Origin of the sequence: Streptomyces sp. SID5469, from assembly GCF_009862865.1 — a bacterium.
Classification (GTDB): domain Bacteria; phylum Actinomycetota; class Actinomycetes; order Streptomycetales; family Streptomycetaceae; genus Streptomyces; species Streptomyces avermitilis.
The window spans coordinates 8,078,668-8,093,726 of sequence record NZ_WWIN01000001.1 but is presented as its reverse complement, the minus strand read 5'-3'; the positions used below and the strand labels follow the sequence as shown (position 1 = coordinate 8,093,726).

The window sequence follows — 15,059 nt, the reverse complement described above, 5'->3', positions numbered from 1 at the left end:
TGCCGGTACTGCAAGCACCCGCACGGATTCCGGTACTGCCGGTACCCGCACGGATTCCGGTACCGCCGGTACCGCCGGTACCCGTACGACCCGTACGACCCGCACGACCCGATCCCGCCATTCCTTAGACAGGCGAAAGATCTTCCCCGATAATCGTTAGACATGGGAAAGACTTATGAGCGCATAGACGGCCGGCTGCGTACGTTCATCGAGGCGCAGCACCTCTTCTTCACCGCGACCGCGCCCCTGTCCGGCGACGGCACGGTCAACCTCTCCCCCAAGGGGCTCACGGGCTCCTTCGCCGTCATCGACGAACTGACCGTGGCCTATCTGGACTTCGCCGGCAGCAACGCCGAGACCATCGCGCACCTGCGCGAGAACGGCCGGATCACCCTCATGTGGTGCGCCTTCCAGGGCCCGCCGAACATCGTCCGGGTGCACGGCCGCGGCGAGCCCGTCTTCCGCGACGACCCGCGCTTCGGGCAGCTGCTCACCCACTTCCCCCGCATCGACCCCGCCCCGCACGGCCTGCGCGCGATCATCGTGGTGACGGCGGAACTCGTCCGGGACACCTGCGGCTACGCGGTGCCCTTCATGTCGTACGACGAGGACCGCGATCTGCACGGAAAGCGCTTCGCGCGCGAGGACGACGACTCGCTGAGCGCCTACTTCCGGAAGAAGGAGCACGTGGCGACCAGCCTGGATGGCCTACCCGGGCTGCCGTTGCCGCTGCCGCCCACTACGGTCTGAGCCATGCGCCCTGGTGTCGTCGCCGCCCTCGCGTCCGTCTCCCTCCTCACCCTCGGTGGCGCGCCGGGCACCGCCCGGGCCACCCTGCCCGAGCTGATGGCCGACACCGGCGGCGGCACCCAGCTGATCACCGCGCAGGCGCTCCGCGCGGACGCGACCACCGGCACGGTCACCTGGTGGGACCGGCAGGACGGACACTGGGTGAAGCGCGGCTCGGCGGCCGCCCGCTTCGGCGCGAAGGGCCTCGTCGAGGGCACCGCCCGCAAGCAGGGCACGAACACCACACCGACCGGCCTGTACGACCTGCCGTACGCCTTCGGCATCAAGGCGGCGCCGAGCGGTACGACGGCCACGTACCGCCGGGTGCACCAGGACTCCTGGTGGTGCCAGGACAACGACTCCCTGTCGTACAACCGCTGGACCGAGCCGCGCCCCGCCGACTGCCGCCCCGCCGAGTCCGAGCACCTCGTCTCCTACGAGGCGCAGTACGCGCACGCCTTCGTCATCGGCTTCAACTACGCGCGGCCGGTGCGGGGGCGCGGCGCGGGGATCTTCCTGCACGTCAACGGGAGCGGAGCCACGGCCGGTTGTGTGTCGGTGCCCGCGGAGGCGATGCGGCAGATCCTCACCTGGGCCGAACCCCCGAGGCTGCCGCACATCGCCATCGGGACGGCGAGCGGGACGACCGCGCTCACCCGGTACTAGGTCCGGTCCGGACCAGAGCCTGTCCGGACCAGAGCCTGTCCGGCGGGCCGGCCTAGTACCGGGCGGGCAGCCGGACCGTGAAGGTCGTGGTGCCGGGGCGGCTCTCCAGTGCGACGCTTCCGCCGTGGGCCTCCACCACCGCCGCCACGATCGACAGGCCCAGCCCGGCGCCGCCGCCCGTGCCGTCCGTGCGGCGGCGGTCCGCGCGGGTGAAGCGTTCGAAGACGCCCGGCTGGATGTCCTCGGGGACGCCGGGGCCGTCGTCGTGCACCGTCAGGACCGCCGTCCGGCCGTCGGACTCCAGCGCCACCGTCACCTTGGTGCCGACAGGCGTGTGCAGACGCGCGTTGGCCAACAGGTTGGCCCCCACCTGGTGGAGGCGGTGGGCGTCGCCCGGCACCGTCACCGGTTCCTCGGGCAGTCGCAGCGCCCAGCGGTGGCCGGGGCCCGCGGCCCGGGCGTCCGTGACCGAGTCGAGGACCAGACGGGTGAGGTCGACGGGAAGCCGCTCCAGCGGGCGGCCCGCGTCCAGCCGGGCGAGGAGCAGCAGGTCGTCGACCATCTCGCCCATGCGGGCGGACTCGGCGGCGATGCGTTCGAGGGCGCGGGTCACCTTCGGCGGGACCGGGCCGGGATGCAGCAGCGCCAGTTCCGCGTGACCGCGCACCGAGGCCACTGGAGTGCGCAGCTCATGGCTGGCGTCGGCGGCGAAGGTGCGCAGCCGCTCCTCGCTCGCGTGCCGTTTGGTCAGCGCGTCCTCGACATGGCCGAGCATGCGGTTGAAGGCGGACGCGACGCGGCCCACCTCGCTGCGCGGGTCGGATTCGGGAGCGCGCGGCGGCAGGGCGACCTCGCCGCTGGCGAGCGGGAGTTCGCTGACCGTCGTGGCGGTCGCGGCGACCCTGTTCAGCGGGCGCAGCGACCAGCGCACCCACAGGGCCCCGGCGACCCCGGCGACCGCGAGGGCCACGGCGAGCACGCCGGAGGCGACCAGTTCCAGGCGGTGCACGGCGGCGTCGACCGGCTCCATGGGCAGCCCGGTGATCAGGACGTCCCGGTCCAGTCCGCGCGCCGCCATCACCCGGTAGTCGCCGAGGGCCGACAGGCAGACGGAGTGTCCCCGGCCGTCGGCCGGGACATGGGCCAGGGCTTTCGCGTCGGCGGTGGTCAGGGTCACGTTGAGGTCGGTGGTGTCCGCGCCGGAGGGGACGACCGCCGCGTTGGTGACGTCCCGGCCGACCAGCCGCGCGCCGAAGGTGCCGGTGCTCTGCCGGCGTGTGTCGCCGTGTTCGTCTCCGTCGTGGTCCGACCTGGGTGCGTCGCCCCCGTGCTCCAGGCTCGCGGGGAACCGCACTCCCACGTCGTGGAGCTGCTGGTCGAGGCGGCCGGTGAGGAAGCCGTTCAGCTCGTACACGGCGGCGACGCCGACGGCGGCGCAGCTGACGGCGAGCAGCACCACCAGTCCGGCGGTGAGCCGCGCCCGCATCGTGCGCGGACGCGGCAGCCCGCGCACGACTGCCCGCACCCGTGGCCATCGCCCCGCCCAGGACCGCCACCGTGACCTCATCGCCCCGCCACCGGCTTGATCACGTACCCGGCGCCCCGCACCGTGTGGATCATGGGTTCGCGGCCCGCGTCCACCTTCTTGCGCAGGTAGGAGATGTAGAGCTCCACGACATGGGCCTGCCCGCCGAAGTCGTACGACCAGACGCGGTCGAGGATCTGCGCCTTGCTGAGCACGCGGCGCGGGTTGCGCAGCAGGAACCGCAGGAGTTCGAACTCGGTCGGCGACAGCTCGATCAGCTCGCCGCCGCGGGTCACCTCGCGGGCCTCCTCGTCCATGACGAGGTCGCCGACGATCAGCCGCGGCCCTTCGTCCAGCTGCCGGGCCATGCCGGCGCGGCGCAGCAGTCCGCGCAGCCGGGCGACGACCTCCTCCAGGCTGAACGGCTTGGTGACATAGTCGTCGCCGCCCGCGGTGATGCCCGCGATGCGGTCCTCGACGGCGTCGCGCGCGGTGAGGAAGAGGACGCAGACGTCCGGCCTCACGGTGCGCAGCTCGCGCAGCACGGCGAAGCCGTCGGTGTCCGGGAGCATCACGTCGAGGACGACGGCGTCGGGCAGCAGGTCCCGCGCCTCGTCGACCGCGCGGGCGCCGTCGCCCGCCGCGCGGACCTCCCAGCCTTCGTAGCGCAGGGCCCCGGAGAGGACCTCGGCCAGGTCCGGGTCGTCGTCGACGACGAGGACGCGTACAGGGGTGCCGTCGGGCCGGGTGAGCGCGGGCCGGCCGTTGCCTCGGGAGCGGGGAATGTTCATGTCGTCCTCCAGCATCACCCCTCGCGGAGCCCGCACCCCCGCCCGCGGCCTCTGAGTTTCCTCTGAGTCCGCCCTCCTCGTCCCTCTCGGTTTCCTCTGAGTCCCCGCTGAACGCGCCTGTTCAGAGCTTCCTCAGAAGTTTTGGACGCACAGTTTCAGCCCGGACAGCCGGAAGGACGGACAGATGACCACGGTGTACGAGCGGGCCGCTCTCCCGCGCCCGACACAAGGGCGAAAGCGCCCCCGGCCCTCGCCCGCGGGGCCGCCGCTCGCCCTGCTCTGGGCGGGAGCCGCCGCGGTCGTCGCCCTGTGGTGGTACGACACGCGGTCGGTGGTGGGCCTCTCCGGATGGCTCACGGACGCCGGGCGGATCACCGGGCTGCTGTGCGGCTACAGCTGCGCGGTGCTGGTGGCGCTGATGGCGCGGGTCCCGTTTCTGGAGCGGCGCACAGGCTCCGACCGGGTGGCCCGCTGGCACGCGATGGCCGGCCGGTACACGGTCTGTCTGCTGGCCGCGCACGTCACGCTGATCCTCTTCGGGTACGCCGCCCAGGACGGGGCGGGCATCGTGCGCGAGACGCTGAGCGTGGTGTTCGACTATCCGGACATGCTCGAGGCCACGATCGGCACGATCGTCCTCGTCGCCGTCGGGATCACCTCGGCGCGTGCGGCGCGCCGCCGGATCAGCCACGAGTTCTGGTACTACGTGCACCTGCTCACGTACGTGGCCGTGTTCCTCGCCTTCTTCCACCAGCTCGCGCTGGGCTCCGACCTCGTCGGGAACTCCGCGGCCCGGGCCGCCTGGTACGTGCTCTACCTGGGTACGGCCGCGCTGGTCGGGTGGTTCCGGCTGCTCGCGCCGGTGCGGCTCAACCTGCGTCACAGGCTGCGCGTGGAGTCCGTGCACCGGGAGGCGCCCGGCGTCTTCTCCATCGTCGTGCGCGGGGAACGGCTGGACGAACTGGACGCCCGGCCCGGGCAGTTCTTCCGCTGGCGGTTCCTCGCGGACGGGATGCGGTGGACCTCCACGCCGTACTCACTGTCGGCGCCGCCCCGGGCCGGCCTGATGCGGATCACCGTGAAGGCGCTCGGCGACCACAGTGCCGCCGTGGGGCTGCTGCGGCCCGGCACCCGGGTGTGGGCCGAGGGCCCGTACGGCTCGCTGACCGCCGACCGGAGCACGGCGTCCAAGGCGCTGCTGATCGCGGGGGGCGTCGGCATCACCCCGCTGCGCGCCCTGTTCGAGACCCTGCCCGGCCAGGTCACCCTGGTCTACCGGGCGCGCACGGCCGAGGACCTGGCACTCGGCGGTGAGCTGGAGGCCATCGCGAAGTGGCGTGGGGCGCGCCTCCTGTACGCGGTCAACGGCGCCGACGGAACGCGTCCGCGGTTCACCGCCGAGTCCCTGCGGGAGACCGTGCCGGACCTCGCCGAGCACGACGTCTACCTGTGCGGGCCGCCCGCGATGGCGCGGGACCTCTACGCGGCGCTGAGCGCGGCGGGGGTCCCGGACCGCCGTATCCACCACGAGTCGTTCGAACTGTGAGGCCGTCGTGCACGCCCTGAAGAAGAACCGTCCGCTGCGCCGGGTGACGCTGGCGGCCGCCGGTACGGTCACCGGTGTCGTCCTGCTGCTCTCGCTGAAGCCGCACACGCCACCGGCCGTGGCCCAGGCGTCCTCGCCGTCCGGCCAGTCCCAGTCCCAGTCCCAGTCCTCCGGCAGCTCTCCCGGCGGTTCCTCCGGAGGCTCCTCCGGCGGCACGAAGAGCACGGGCACCAGGACCGTGACCGGTGACACGGTCCAGACCCGCTGGGGCCCCGTCCAGGTGCGTGTCACGGTGCGGAACGGCGTGATCACCGAGGTGACCGCGGTCGCCTGTCCCCAGGAGAACCCGAAGGACCGGGAGATCAACAGCTACGCGATCCCCCAGCTCAGGCGTGAGGCGCTGGCCGCGCAGAGCGCGCAGATCGACTCCGTCTCCGGTGCCACGTACACGAGCGACGGATACAGGCAATCACTCCAGTCGGCACTGGACTCGGCGGGCCTCTGAACGCACGGGCGTCGTGGACCGTATCTCTGGGCCAGGGGGCCACTCCCCTCGCCCCGTCCCCACGGACGACCACGGAGGAAACCGTGTCCACGATCGCCGGTGGTCGCGCCGCGCGGCGCCAGACCATGCGCCGCATCCGCCCGCGCCGCTCACCCGCCGTCCCGCTGCTGCTCGCCGTCTGGGCGGGCGCGGCCGGGGTCATCTGGCTGTGGTGGAGCAACACCCCGTCCATCGCGGACGACAACAGCAAGATCCTCAACGCGGGACGGATCACCGGTCTGCTCGCCGGCTATCTGATGGCCCTCGTCGTGCTCCAGATGGCGCGGGTGCCCGCGCTGGAGCGCCGGGTCGGCTCCGACCGGGTCGCGCGCTGGCACGCCATGAGCGGCCGGTACACGCTCTGCCTGGTCCTCGCCCACCTCGTCCTGACGATGTGGGGGTACGCGCTCCAGGCCGGCAAGACGTTCAACGACATCGTCCAGCAGACCATCGACTCCATCAACCAACTGCCGGACATGGGCCAGGCCGCGATCGGCACCGGTCTGCTGGTGTTCATCGGGCTGATCTCGATCGGCGGGATCCGCCGCAGGATGCCGTACGACGCCTGGTACCACATCCACCTGCTCACCTACGCGGCCGTGTTCCTGACGTTCTGGCACCAGCTGTCCACCGGCAACGACTTCGCCGTCCAGCCGGCCGCGAAGACCGCCTGGTACGCGCTGTACGGGTCGGTGACCGCGCTGGTGATCTGGTACCGCATCCTCGCGCCGATCCGGCTGAACCTGCGTCACCGCATGCGGGTCGAGGCCGTGATCGAGGAGACGCCCGGCGTCGTGTCGGTGCTGATCAGCGGGCGGAAGCTGCACCGCATGGGCGCGGAGGCCGGGCAGTTCTTCCGCTGGCGCTTCCTCGCGCCGGGCATGCGGTTCAGCTCGCACCCGTACTCGCTGTCGGCGGCGCCCCGCCCCAACATGCTGCGCATCACGGTGAAGGCGATCGGCGACCACAGCTCCGCGCTGCGCGAACTGGAGCCCGGCACCCGCGTGTGGGCCGAGGGCCCCTACGGCGCGTTGACCGCGGACAAGCGCAGCCGCGGCAAGGTGCTGCTGGTGGCCGGCGGCGTCGGCATCACGCCGATGCGGGCGCTGTTCGAGACACTGCCCGGCGCGGCCGGCGACCTCACGCTGCTCTACCGGGCCAACACCACCCAGGACCTGGCCCTGTGGGACGAGCTGGCGACGATCGCCGAGGAGCGCGGCGCCCGGCTGATGTACGCGGTCAACAGCCCGGAAGGGGAGCGCCCGGACATCTCGGCGGAGACCCTGACCCGGAAGCTGCCGGACATCGACGATCACGACGTCTTCATGTGCGGGCCGCCCGGCTTCGCGCAGCAGGTGTTCGAAGCACTGCGCGGCGCGGGGGTCCCCGCCCGCCGCATCCATCACGAGTCGTTCGAGATGTGAGCGACGGGAGTCAGGAGCGATGAAGAAGAGCCACCCCATTCGGCGTGTCATGCTCGCCACCGCCGCCACCGTGTCCGGGATCGTGCTGCTGCTGTCGCTGAAGCCGGCGTCCGATCCGGCGTCCGCGTCGGCGGCGGGCGGCGCGGCACCGCAGCAGACGGCCGCGGCCCAGGAATCGGCCCAGGGCGGTGCCGCGGCCGCTCAGTCCGGCACGGTCACCGGAGACGTGGTCAAGACCCAGTACGGGCCCGTCCAGGTGCGCCTGACCATGAGCGGCGGGAAGATCAGCAAGGCCGAGGCCGTGCAGGCGCCCAGCGGCGGGACCAGCAGCCAGAAGACCGAGCTGGCCGTGCCCAGGCTCAACCAGGAAGCGGTCGCGGCCGGCAGCGCCGACATCGACGCCGTCTCGGGCGCCACCTACACCAGCGACGGCTACAAGCAGTCCCTGCAGTCCGCGCTGGACAAGGCCAAGGCCACCGGCGGCGGGGCGTCGTCCGCGTCGCCCTCCCCGACGGGCGGCGGATCGTCCACCCAGGCCAAGACGGTCACCGGGAGTGTGGTCAAGACCCAGTACGGGCCCGTCCAGGTGCGTGTCACCGTGAGCGGCGGGAAGATCAGCAAGGCCGAGGCCGTGCAGGCGCCCAGCGGCGGGACCAGCAGCCAGAAGACCGAGCTGGCCGTGCCCAGGCTCAACCAGGAAGCGGTCGCGGCCGGCAGCGCCGACATCGACACCGTCTCGGGCGCCACCTACACCAGCGACGGCTACAAGCAGTCCCTGCAGTCGGCCCTGGACAAGGCCGGTGGCTGAGCCGGCCGACGGGCCGGCTCAGGGCCCGCCCGCCCTGCGTCACGCCGAGGAGGTCATGGGCACCGTCGTCTCCTTCGACGTGCGCGGCGGCGACCCCCAGGCCGTGGGGACCGCGCTGGAGGAGGCGGTCGCCGGGCTCCACCGGGTGGACGAGGTGTTCAGCACCTATCGCGAGCAGAGCCAGATCTCCCGGCTCGCCCGCGGTGAGCTGACCGTCGAGGAGTGCGATCCGGAGGTCGCCGAGGTGCTCGGTCTGGGCGCCGAGGCGGAGCGGGTCAGCGAGGGCTGGTTCAGTACGAGGTACGAAGGACGTCTCGATCCGACCGGGATCGTGAAGGGCTGGGCGGTCGAGCGGGCGGCCCGGCACCTCGTGGCGGCCGGGGCGAGCGGAGTGAGCGTCAACGGCGGCGGTGACGTCCAGCTGTACGGCGTCCCCGGGCCGCACCGGCCGTGGCGGGTCGGCGTGTCGGACCCGCTGCGCCCGGGAGCACTGGCCGCCGTGGTCTCCGCCGCCGGGGTCCCGGAGCTGGCCGTGGCCACCTCCGGGACCGCCGAGCGCGGTGCGCACATCGTGGATCCGCGCACCGGGCGGTCCGCGGTCACCGACCTGGTCGCCGTGACCGTGGTGGGACCCCGGCTGACCTGGGCGGACTCCTGGGCGACGGCTGCCTTCGCGATGGGCTCGCGGGAGGCGCTGGCCTGGCTGGAGTCGCTGCCGGACGTGGAGGCACTGCTCATCACGGCGGGCGACGAGGTGCGGTGCACCGGGGGCCTCGCTCAACGGCTCGGCTGACCGGAGCGTCCCTTCCGGGGGCGCGGGGAACCACGCGACCGGCCACATCCGGCCCGCGGCCAGAACGCGACGTACATCGGTGGAGGCGCGACCCCGACCGGGGTCGCGCCTCCACCGTCGTCCACCTCAATGATGGTTCTGAGCCAACCGCAACAGGTGATCGGCCAACGCCTGCCCACCCGTCGGTTCACGGCTGATCAGCAGCAACGTGTCGTCCCCGGCGATCGTCCCGAGGATGTCGTGCAGCTCGGCCTGGTCGATCGCCGAGGCGAGGAACTGCGCGGCCCCCGGCGGAGTACGCAGAACGACGAGGTTGGCCGAGGCCTCCGCGGAGATCAGCAGCTCCGCGGAGAGCCTCCGCATCCGCTCTTCCTTCGCCGACTCCCCCAGCGGCACCCGCGGGGTGCGGAAGCCGCCCTCGCTCGGTACCGCGTAGATGAGGTCGCCGTCGTTGTTGCGGATCTTCACCGCGTTCAGCTCGTCCAGGTCCCGGGAGAGCGTCGCCTGGGTGACGCTCAGCCCGTCGTCGGCGAGGAGCTTCGCCAACTGGCTCTGGGAACGCACCGGTTGCCGGTTGAGGATGTCCACGATCCGGCGGTGGCGTGCGGTGCGGGTCTGCGGCACGGCAGGCCCTGCGTGCTCGTTCTCCTGCGCCTGACTCATCGTCGTCTCATTCTTTGGCTCGTCCGTCCCCGTTGGTGACCGCGTCGAGGACGCCGGGAAGCGCCCGGAGGAAAGCGTCCACCTCGTCGTCGCCGAGGTTCAGCGGCGGCATCAGCCGTACGACATCGGGGGCGGGCGCGTTCACCAGGAAACCGGCGTCCTGAGCCGCCTGCTGCGCCTGGGGCGCGAGCGGCTCGGTGAGCACGATACCCAGGAGGAGGCCCGAGCCCCGGACGTGGGCGATCAACGGGTGGCCCAGCGACTCGATTCCGTCGCGCAGCTTCTCGCTCGCGGACTTCACGTTCTCCAGCAGGCCCTCGGCCTGGATGGTCTCGAGGACGGCGAGTCCGGCCGCGCAGGCGATCGGGTTGCCGCCGAAGGTGGTGCCGTGGTGGCCCGGCTGAAGCAGCTCGGCGGCGCGTCCGAAGGCGACGGTCGCGCCGAGCGGCAGCCCGCCGCCGAGTCCCTTCGCGAGCGTGACGACGTCGGGCAGGACGCCCTCGTGGGCCTGGTACTCGAACCAGTGCCCGGTACGGCCGATGCCGGTCTGCACCTCGTCGAGGACGAGGAGGGACCCGGTGGCGGCGGTGATCGCCCGGGCGGCCTTCAGATAGCCGGCGGGCGGGACCACGACCCCGTTCTCGCCCTGGATCGGTTCGATGACGACCAGGGCCGTCTCCTCGGTGACCGCGGCGGCCAGGGCCTGCGCGTCGCCGTACGGGACGTGCGTGACGTCGCCGGGCAACGGCAGGAACGGCTCCTGCTTGCCGGGCTGGCCCGTGAGGGCGAGCGCGCCCATGGTGCGGCCGTGGAAGCCGCCCTGGGTGGCGACCATGTGGGACCGCCCGGTCAGCCGCCCGATCTTGAAGGCGGCCTCGTTGGCCTCGGCCCCGGAGTTGCAGAAGTAGACCCGGCCGTCGCGCCCGAAGAGCTGGAGCAGCCGTTCGGCGAGCGCGACGGGCGGCTCGGCGACGAAGAGGTTGGAGACATGGCCGAGCGAGGCGATCTGCGTGCTGACCGCTTCGACGATCGCGGGGTGGGCGTGGCCGAGGGCGTTGACCGCGATGCCGCCGACGAAGTCCAGGTACTCCTTGCCGTCGGCGTCCCACAGCCTGGTGCCCGCGCCGCGGACGAGGGGCAGGCGCGGGGTGCCGTAGTTGTTCATGAGGGCGCCCTGCCACCGCTCGGTCAGCTCGGCGTTGGTCGCGGTGCCGGTCATACGGCATCCCCCTCTTCCTCGTCCGGCACGACCATCGTGCCGATGCCTTCGTCGGTGAAGATCTCCAGCAGGATCGAGTGCTGGACCCGGCCGTCGATGACGCGGGCCGTGGTGACGCCGTTGCGTACGGCGTGCAGACAGCCCTCCATCTTCGGCACCATGCCGCTGGCCAGCTCGGGCAGCAGCTTCTCCAGTTCGGAGGCGGTGAGGCGACTGATCACCTCGTCGCTGTCGGGCCAGTCCTCGTAGAGGCCCTCGACGTCCGTGAGGACCATGAGGGTTTCGGCGCCCAATGCCGCAGCGAGTGCCGCAGCCGCCGTATCAGCATTGACGTTGTAGACATGTCCGTCGTCCTGGGAGCGGGCGATCGAGGAGACGACCGGGATCCGGCCGTCGGCGAGCAGTGCCTCGATCGCGCCCGTGTCGATCTCGGTGATCTCGCCCACCCGCCCGATGTCGACGAGTTCCCCGTCGATCTCGGGCTGGTGCTTGGTGGCGGTGATGGTGTGCGCGTCCTCGCCGGTGAGTCCGACGGCGAGCGGTCCGTGCTGGTTGAGCAGCCCGACCAGCTCGCGCTGCACCTGCCCGGCGAGCACCATGCGTACGACGTCCATGGCGTCCTCGGTGGTCACCCTGAGGCCCGCCTTGAACTCGCTGACGATGCCGTGCCGGTCCAGGGCCGCGCTGATCTGCGGGCCCCCGCCGTGCACGACGACGGGCTTCAGACCGGCGTGGTGCAGGAACACGATGTCCTGCGCGAACGCCGCCTTCAGCTCCTCGTCGATCATCGCGTTGCCGCCGAACTTGACGACGACGGTCTTGCCGTTGTGCCGGGTCAGCCAGGGCAGCGCTTCGATGAGGATCTGGGCTTTGGGAAGGGCGGTGTGTTTCCGCGTGGGTCCGTGGCTCATGAGGAGTAGGCGCTGTTCTCGTGGACGTAGTCCGCGGTGAGGTCGTTGGTCCAGATGGTGGCGGTCTCGGTGCCGGCGGCGAGGTCGGCGACGATGTGGACCTCGCGGTAGCGCATGTCGACGAGGTCGCGGTCCTCGCCGACGCCGCCCTTCTTGCAGACCCAGACGCCGTTGATGGCGACGTTCAGCTGGTCGGGCTCGAAGGCGGCCCGGGTCGTGCCGATCGCAGAGAGGACGCGTCCCCAGTTGGGGTCCTCGCCGTGGATGGCGCACTTCAGGAGGTTGTTGCGGGCGATGGAGCGGCCCACCTCGACGGCGTCGTCCTCCGTCGCGGCGCCCACGACCTCGACCTTGATGTCCTTGCTGGCGCCCTCGGCGTCCTGGATGAGCTGCTGGCCGAGGTCGTCGCAGACCGCACGGACGGCCTCCGCGAACTCCTCCTGCTTCGGGGTGACTTCGGAGGCCCCGGAGGCGAGCAGCAGAACGGTGTCGTTGGTGGACATGCAGCCGTCGGAGTCGACGCGGTCGAAGGTGGTGCGGGTGGCGGCGCGCAGGGCCCGGTCGAGTGCGTCGCGGTCGAGGTCGGCGTCCGTGGTGAGGACGACGAGCATGGTGGCGAGGCCGGGGGCGAGCATGCCGGCGCCCTTGGCCATGCCGCCGACGGTCCAGCCGTCCTTCGTCACGACGGACGTCTTGTGCACGGTGTCGGTGGTCTTGATGGCGATGGCCGCCTTCTCGCCACCGTGCTCGGACAGCCCGGCGACGGCCCGCTCGACTCCCGGCAGGAGCTTGTCCATCGGCAGGAGTACGCCGATGAGCCCGGTGGAAGCGACGGCGACCTCACCGGCGTTCAGGTCCAGCGTCTCGGCGACCTTCTCGGCGGTGGCGTGCGTGTCCTGGAAGCCCTTGGGGCCCGTACAGGCGTTGGCGCCACCGGAGTTGAGGACGACGGCGGAGACGACGCCGCCCTTCAGCACCTGCTCGGACCACAGGACCGGCGCGGCCTTCACACGGTTGGAGGTGAAGACGCCCGCGGCGGCGAGACGGGGCCCGTTGTTGACCACGAGGGCCAGGTCGGGATTGCCGTTCTCCTTGATGCCTGCTGCGATGCCGGAGGCGGTGAAGCCCTGGGCAGCGGTGACGCTCACGGTGCGACTCCGATCGTGGAAAGGCCCAGCTCCTCGGGGAGCCCGAGGGCTATGTTCATGCTCTGGAGGGCGCCGCCCGCGGTGCCCTTGGTGAGGTTGTCGATGGCGCTGATCGCGATGATCCGCTGTGCGGCCGCGTCGTACGCGACCTGGACCTGAACGGCGTTGGAACCGTAGACGGACGCCGTGGCGGGCCACTGCCCCTCGGGGAGCAGGTGCACAAACGGTTCGTCGGCGAAGGCCTTCTCGTACGCGGCCCGTACGGACTCGGCGGTGACGCCGGCCCTGGCCTTCGCGGTGCAGGTGGCGAGGATGCCGCGGGGCATCGGCGCGAGGGTCGGCGTGAAGGAGACGGAGACGGGCTCGCCGGCGGCCGCGCCGAGGTTCTGGATCATCTCGGGGGTGTGGCGGTGGACGCCGCCGACGCCGTACGGGGACATGGAGCCCATGACCTCGCTGCCCAGCAGGTGCGGCTTGGCCGCCTTGCCCGCGCCGGAGGTGCCGGAGGCGGCGACGATCACGGCCTCCGGTTCGGCGAGTGCGGCCGCGTACGCGGGGAAGAGCGCGAGCGAGACGGCCGTCGGGTAGCAGCCGGGCACCGCGATGCGCTTGGACCCCTCCAGCGCGGCGCGGCCGCCCGGCAGCTCCGGGAGCCCGTAGGGCCAGGTCCCGGCGTGCGGGGAGCCGTAGAACTTCTCCCAGTCGGCGGGGTTCCTGAGCCGGAAGTCGGCACCCATGTCCACGACGAGGACGTCCGGGCCGAGCTGTTCGGCGACGGCGGCGGACTGGCCGTGCGGCAGCGCGAGGAAGACGACGTCGTGCCCGGCGAGCACGTCGGGGGAGGTCTCCTGGAGCACCCGGTCGGCGAGCGGCAGCAGGTGCGGCTGCAGCGCGCCGAGCTTCTGGCCGGCGTTGGAGTTTCCGGTCAGGGCGCCGATCTCGACCTCGGGGTGCGCGAGGAGCAGCCGCAGCGCTTCTCCGCCCGCGTACCCACTTGCTCCGGCCACTGCCACTCGTACCGCCATGGAACCCTCCTCTTGGATGGCATGACTATACGTTTCGCTGCACGTTTATGCAATCCCATGGATCGGTATGCGGAACGACCGAGTGCCGGCGCAGCGCCACCCCCGCGCTCGCGGCGGGCGCGGGGGTGGCGCTGCGCCGGCGCTCGTCTGGTTCCGGTTGCGCCCTGGCTGTGCGCACCGCAGGCTGCCCATGTGAACCACATCCCGGAGCCGGTGTGCCGCCCGTTCTGGTGACGGGCGCGGCGGGCAGCGTCGGTGCCGTCGGACGATCCGTTGTCGAAGGCCTTCGACAACGGGACCTGCCCGTCCGGGCCATGGTGCGTCGCGACGACGAGCGGGCACAGGCGCTGCGCGCGACCGGCGCCGAGGTCGTCATCGGAGACCTGACGCGCGCAGGCGATGTCGCCGACGCCCTGGCCGGCTGCGCACGCATGTACTTCGGCATGAGTGTCTCGGCGCAGTATCTGGAGGCTGCCGTGACGGCGGCGGCCGTCGCGCGTGCGTACGGGCGCCTGGAAGTGTTCGTGAACATGTCGCAGCTGACTGTCTCCGAGATGGACCTCACCAGCACCTCCGAGTCCGTGCAGCAACGGCAGCAGTGGCTGGCGGAGCAGGTCCTCGACTGGTCGGGCCTGCCCGTTGTCCAGGTCAGGCCCACCGTGTTCATGGAAAACCCGCTGTTCCGTGTCGGCTTCTCCTCGATCGCGAAGTACGGAACCATCAGATTGCCCTTCGGCCGGGCGAAGTCCTCCCCTGTGGCGGCCGGCGACGTCGCCGCGGTCGTGGAGGAGATCCTGGCCGACCCGGCCCCGCACATCGGCAGGATCTATGAGCTGACCGGCCCGCGCTCGGAGGACATCGCCGCCATGGCGGCGGAGGTCTCCACAGTTCTGGGCCGACCGGTCAGGTACGCCGACATCCCCTTGCAGGAATGGATCGACGACGATCTCAGGCCGCTGGGGCTGCCCGATCACGTCTTCCAGCACATCTCCACCATGGCTCGCCTTCATGCGGAGAATCGATACGACCGCAAGGCGGAAGGGGTCGAGCAGGTCACCGGGCGGCCTCCTTCAGGGGTGGCCGATTACGTCCGGGACAACCTCAGCCTCTTCAGCCCCTGAAGCCCTTCCCTCTCCGAGCGCTGTCCAGCGTGTCCTGCGCCGTGGCCTGACCATTGCAGGCGGATGTCGTCGCGGAGGGCACCCGG

15 protein-coding genes are annotated in these 15,059 nt (G+C 71.7%); 8 read left to right on the top strand and 7 right to left on the bottom strand.

Annotation, left to right across the window (positions count from 1 at the left end):
- The first annotated feature begins 162 nt into the window (after positions 1-162).
- Positions 163-750: a pyridoxamine 5'-phosphate oxidase family protein gene (locus GTY58_RS35155; RefSeq protein ID WP_010988175.1), complete on the top strand. Its 588-nt coding sequence runs from the start codon at positions 163-165 to the stop codon at positions 748-750.
- 3 nt (positions 751-753) lie between these two features.
- Entirely contained in the window at positions 754-1,455 is a 702-nt protein-coding gene (locus GTY58_RS35150; RefSeq protein ID WP_010988174.1) for a L,D-transpeptidase family protein, read from the top strand.
- 52 nt (positions 1,456-1,507) lie between these two features.
- Here GTY58_RS35150 and GTY58_RS35145 read toward each other — a convergent pair whose 3' ends face one another.
- Complete coding sequence (locus GTY58_RS35145) at positions 1,508-2,941, bottom strand: HAMP domain-containing sensor histidine kinase (protein ID WP_237529736.1); 1,434 nt, start codon at positions 2,939-2,941, stop codon at positions 1,508-1,510.
- Between the two features lie 77 nt (positions 2,942-3,018).
- Positions 3,019-3,771 carry a response regulator transcription factor gene (locus GTY58_RS35140; RefSeq protein WP_037646669.1) on the bottom strand — a complete coding sequence of 251 codons (753 nt, stop codon included), beginning with the start codon at positions 3,769-3,771 and terminating at the stop codon, positions 3,019-3,021.
- A gap of 184 nt (positions 3,772-3,955) precedes the next feature.
- Between GTY58_RS35140 and GTY58_RS35135 the strand changes: the two genes are divergently transcribed.
- The 5 genes from GTY58_RS35135 to GTY58_RS35115 all read left to right on the top strand — a co-directional run bounded on the left by GTY58_RS35135 (position 3,956) and on the right by GTY58_RS35115 (position 8,886).
- The gene (locus GTY58_RS35135) at positions 3,956-5,317 is read left to right on the top strand and encodes a ferredoxin reductase family protein (RefSeq protein WP_010988171.1); all 1,362 of its coding nucleotides are present in this window, start codon (positions 3,956-3,958) and stop codon (positions 5,315-5,317) included.
- 7 nt (positions 5,318-5,324) lie between these two features.
- Entirely contained in the window at positions 5,325-5,822 is a 498-nt protein-coding gene (locus tag GTY58_RS35130; RefSeq protein WP_010988170.1) for an FMN-binding protein, read from the top strand.
- Between the two features lie 125 nt (positions 5,823-5,947).
- Complete coding sequence (locus GTY58_RS35125) at positions 5,948-7,285, top strand: ferredoxin reductase family protein (protein ID WP_042494615.1); 1,338 nt, start codon at positions 5,948-5,950, stop codon at positions 7,283-7,285.
- 19 nt (positions 7,286-7,304) lie between these two features.
- Positions 7,305-8,093 (top strand): FMN-binding protein, encoded by a 789-nt coding sequence (locus GTY58_RS35120; protein WP_010988168.1) that lies wholly within the window; start codon positions 7,305-7,307, stop codon positions 8,091-8,093.
- Positions 8,094-8,148: 55 nt separating this feature from the next.
- Positions 8,149-8,886, top strand: coding sequence for an FAD:protein FMN transferase (locus tag GTY58_RS35115; RefSeq protein ID WP_010988167.1), 738 nt, complete (start codon positions 8,149-8,151; stop codon positions 8,884-8,886).
- Positions 8,887-9,012: 126 nt separating this feature from the next.
- Here the strand turns inward: GTY58_RS35115 and GTY58_RS35110 are convergent, their stop codons facing one another.
- The 5 genes from GTY58_RS35110 to argC are packed head-to-tail and all read right to left on the bottom strand — an operon-like array spanning position 9,013 to position 13,852.
- Positions 9,013-9,549 (bottom strand): arginine repressor, encoded by a 537-nt coding sequence (locus GTY58_RS35110; RefSeq protein WP_010988166.1) that lies wholly within the window; start codon positions 9,547-9,549, stop codon positions 9,013-9,015.
- Positions 9,550-9,556: 7 nt separating this feature from the next.
- The gene (locus GTY58_RS35105; RefSeq protein ID WP_010988165.1) at positions 9,557-10,768 is read right to left on the bottom strand and encodes an acetylornithine transaminase; all 1,212 of its coding nucleotides are present in this window, start codon (positions 10,766-10,768) and stop codon (positions 9,557-9,559) included.
- Positions 10,765-11,679, bottom strand: coding sequence for an acetylglutamate kinase (gene argB, locus GTY58_RS35100; RefSeq protein ID WP_010988164.1), 915 nt, complete (start codon positions 11,677-11,679; stop codon positions 10,765-10,767). The genes GTY58_RS35105 and argB overlap by 4 nt, the downstream gene beginning before the upstream one ends.
- The gene (gene argJ, locus GTY58_RS35095; RefSeq protein ID WP_010988163.1) at positions 11,676-12,827 is read right to left on the bottom strand and encodes a bifunctional glutamate N-acetyltransferase/amino-acid acetyltransferase ArgJ; all 1,152 of its coding nucleotides are present in this window, start codon (positions 12,825-12,827) and stop codon (positions 11,676-11,678) included. The genes argB and argJ overlap by 4 nt, the downstream gene beginning before the upstream one ends.
- On the bottom strand, positions 12,824-13,852 hold the full coding sequence (argC, locus tag GTY58_RS35090) for an N-acetyl-gamma-glutamyl-phosphate reductase (RefSeq protein WP_010988162.1): 1,029 nt from the start codon (positions 13,850-13,852) through the stop codon (positions 12,824-12,826). The genes argJ and argC overlap by 4 nt, the downstream gene beginning before the upstream one ends.
- 125 nt (positions 13,853-13,977) lie before the next feature.
- Between argC and GTY58_RS35085 the strand changes: the two genes are divergently transcribed.
- Complete coding sequence (locus tag GTY58_RS35085) at positions 13,978-14,973, top strand: NAD(P)H-binding protein (RefSeq protein ID WP_248844751.1); 996 nt, start codon at positions 13,978-13,980, stop codon at positions 14,971-14,973.
- Positions 14,974-15,059: the final 86 nt, after the last annotated feature.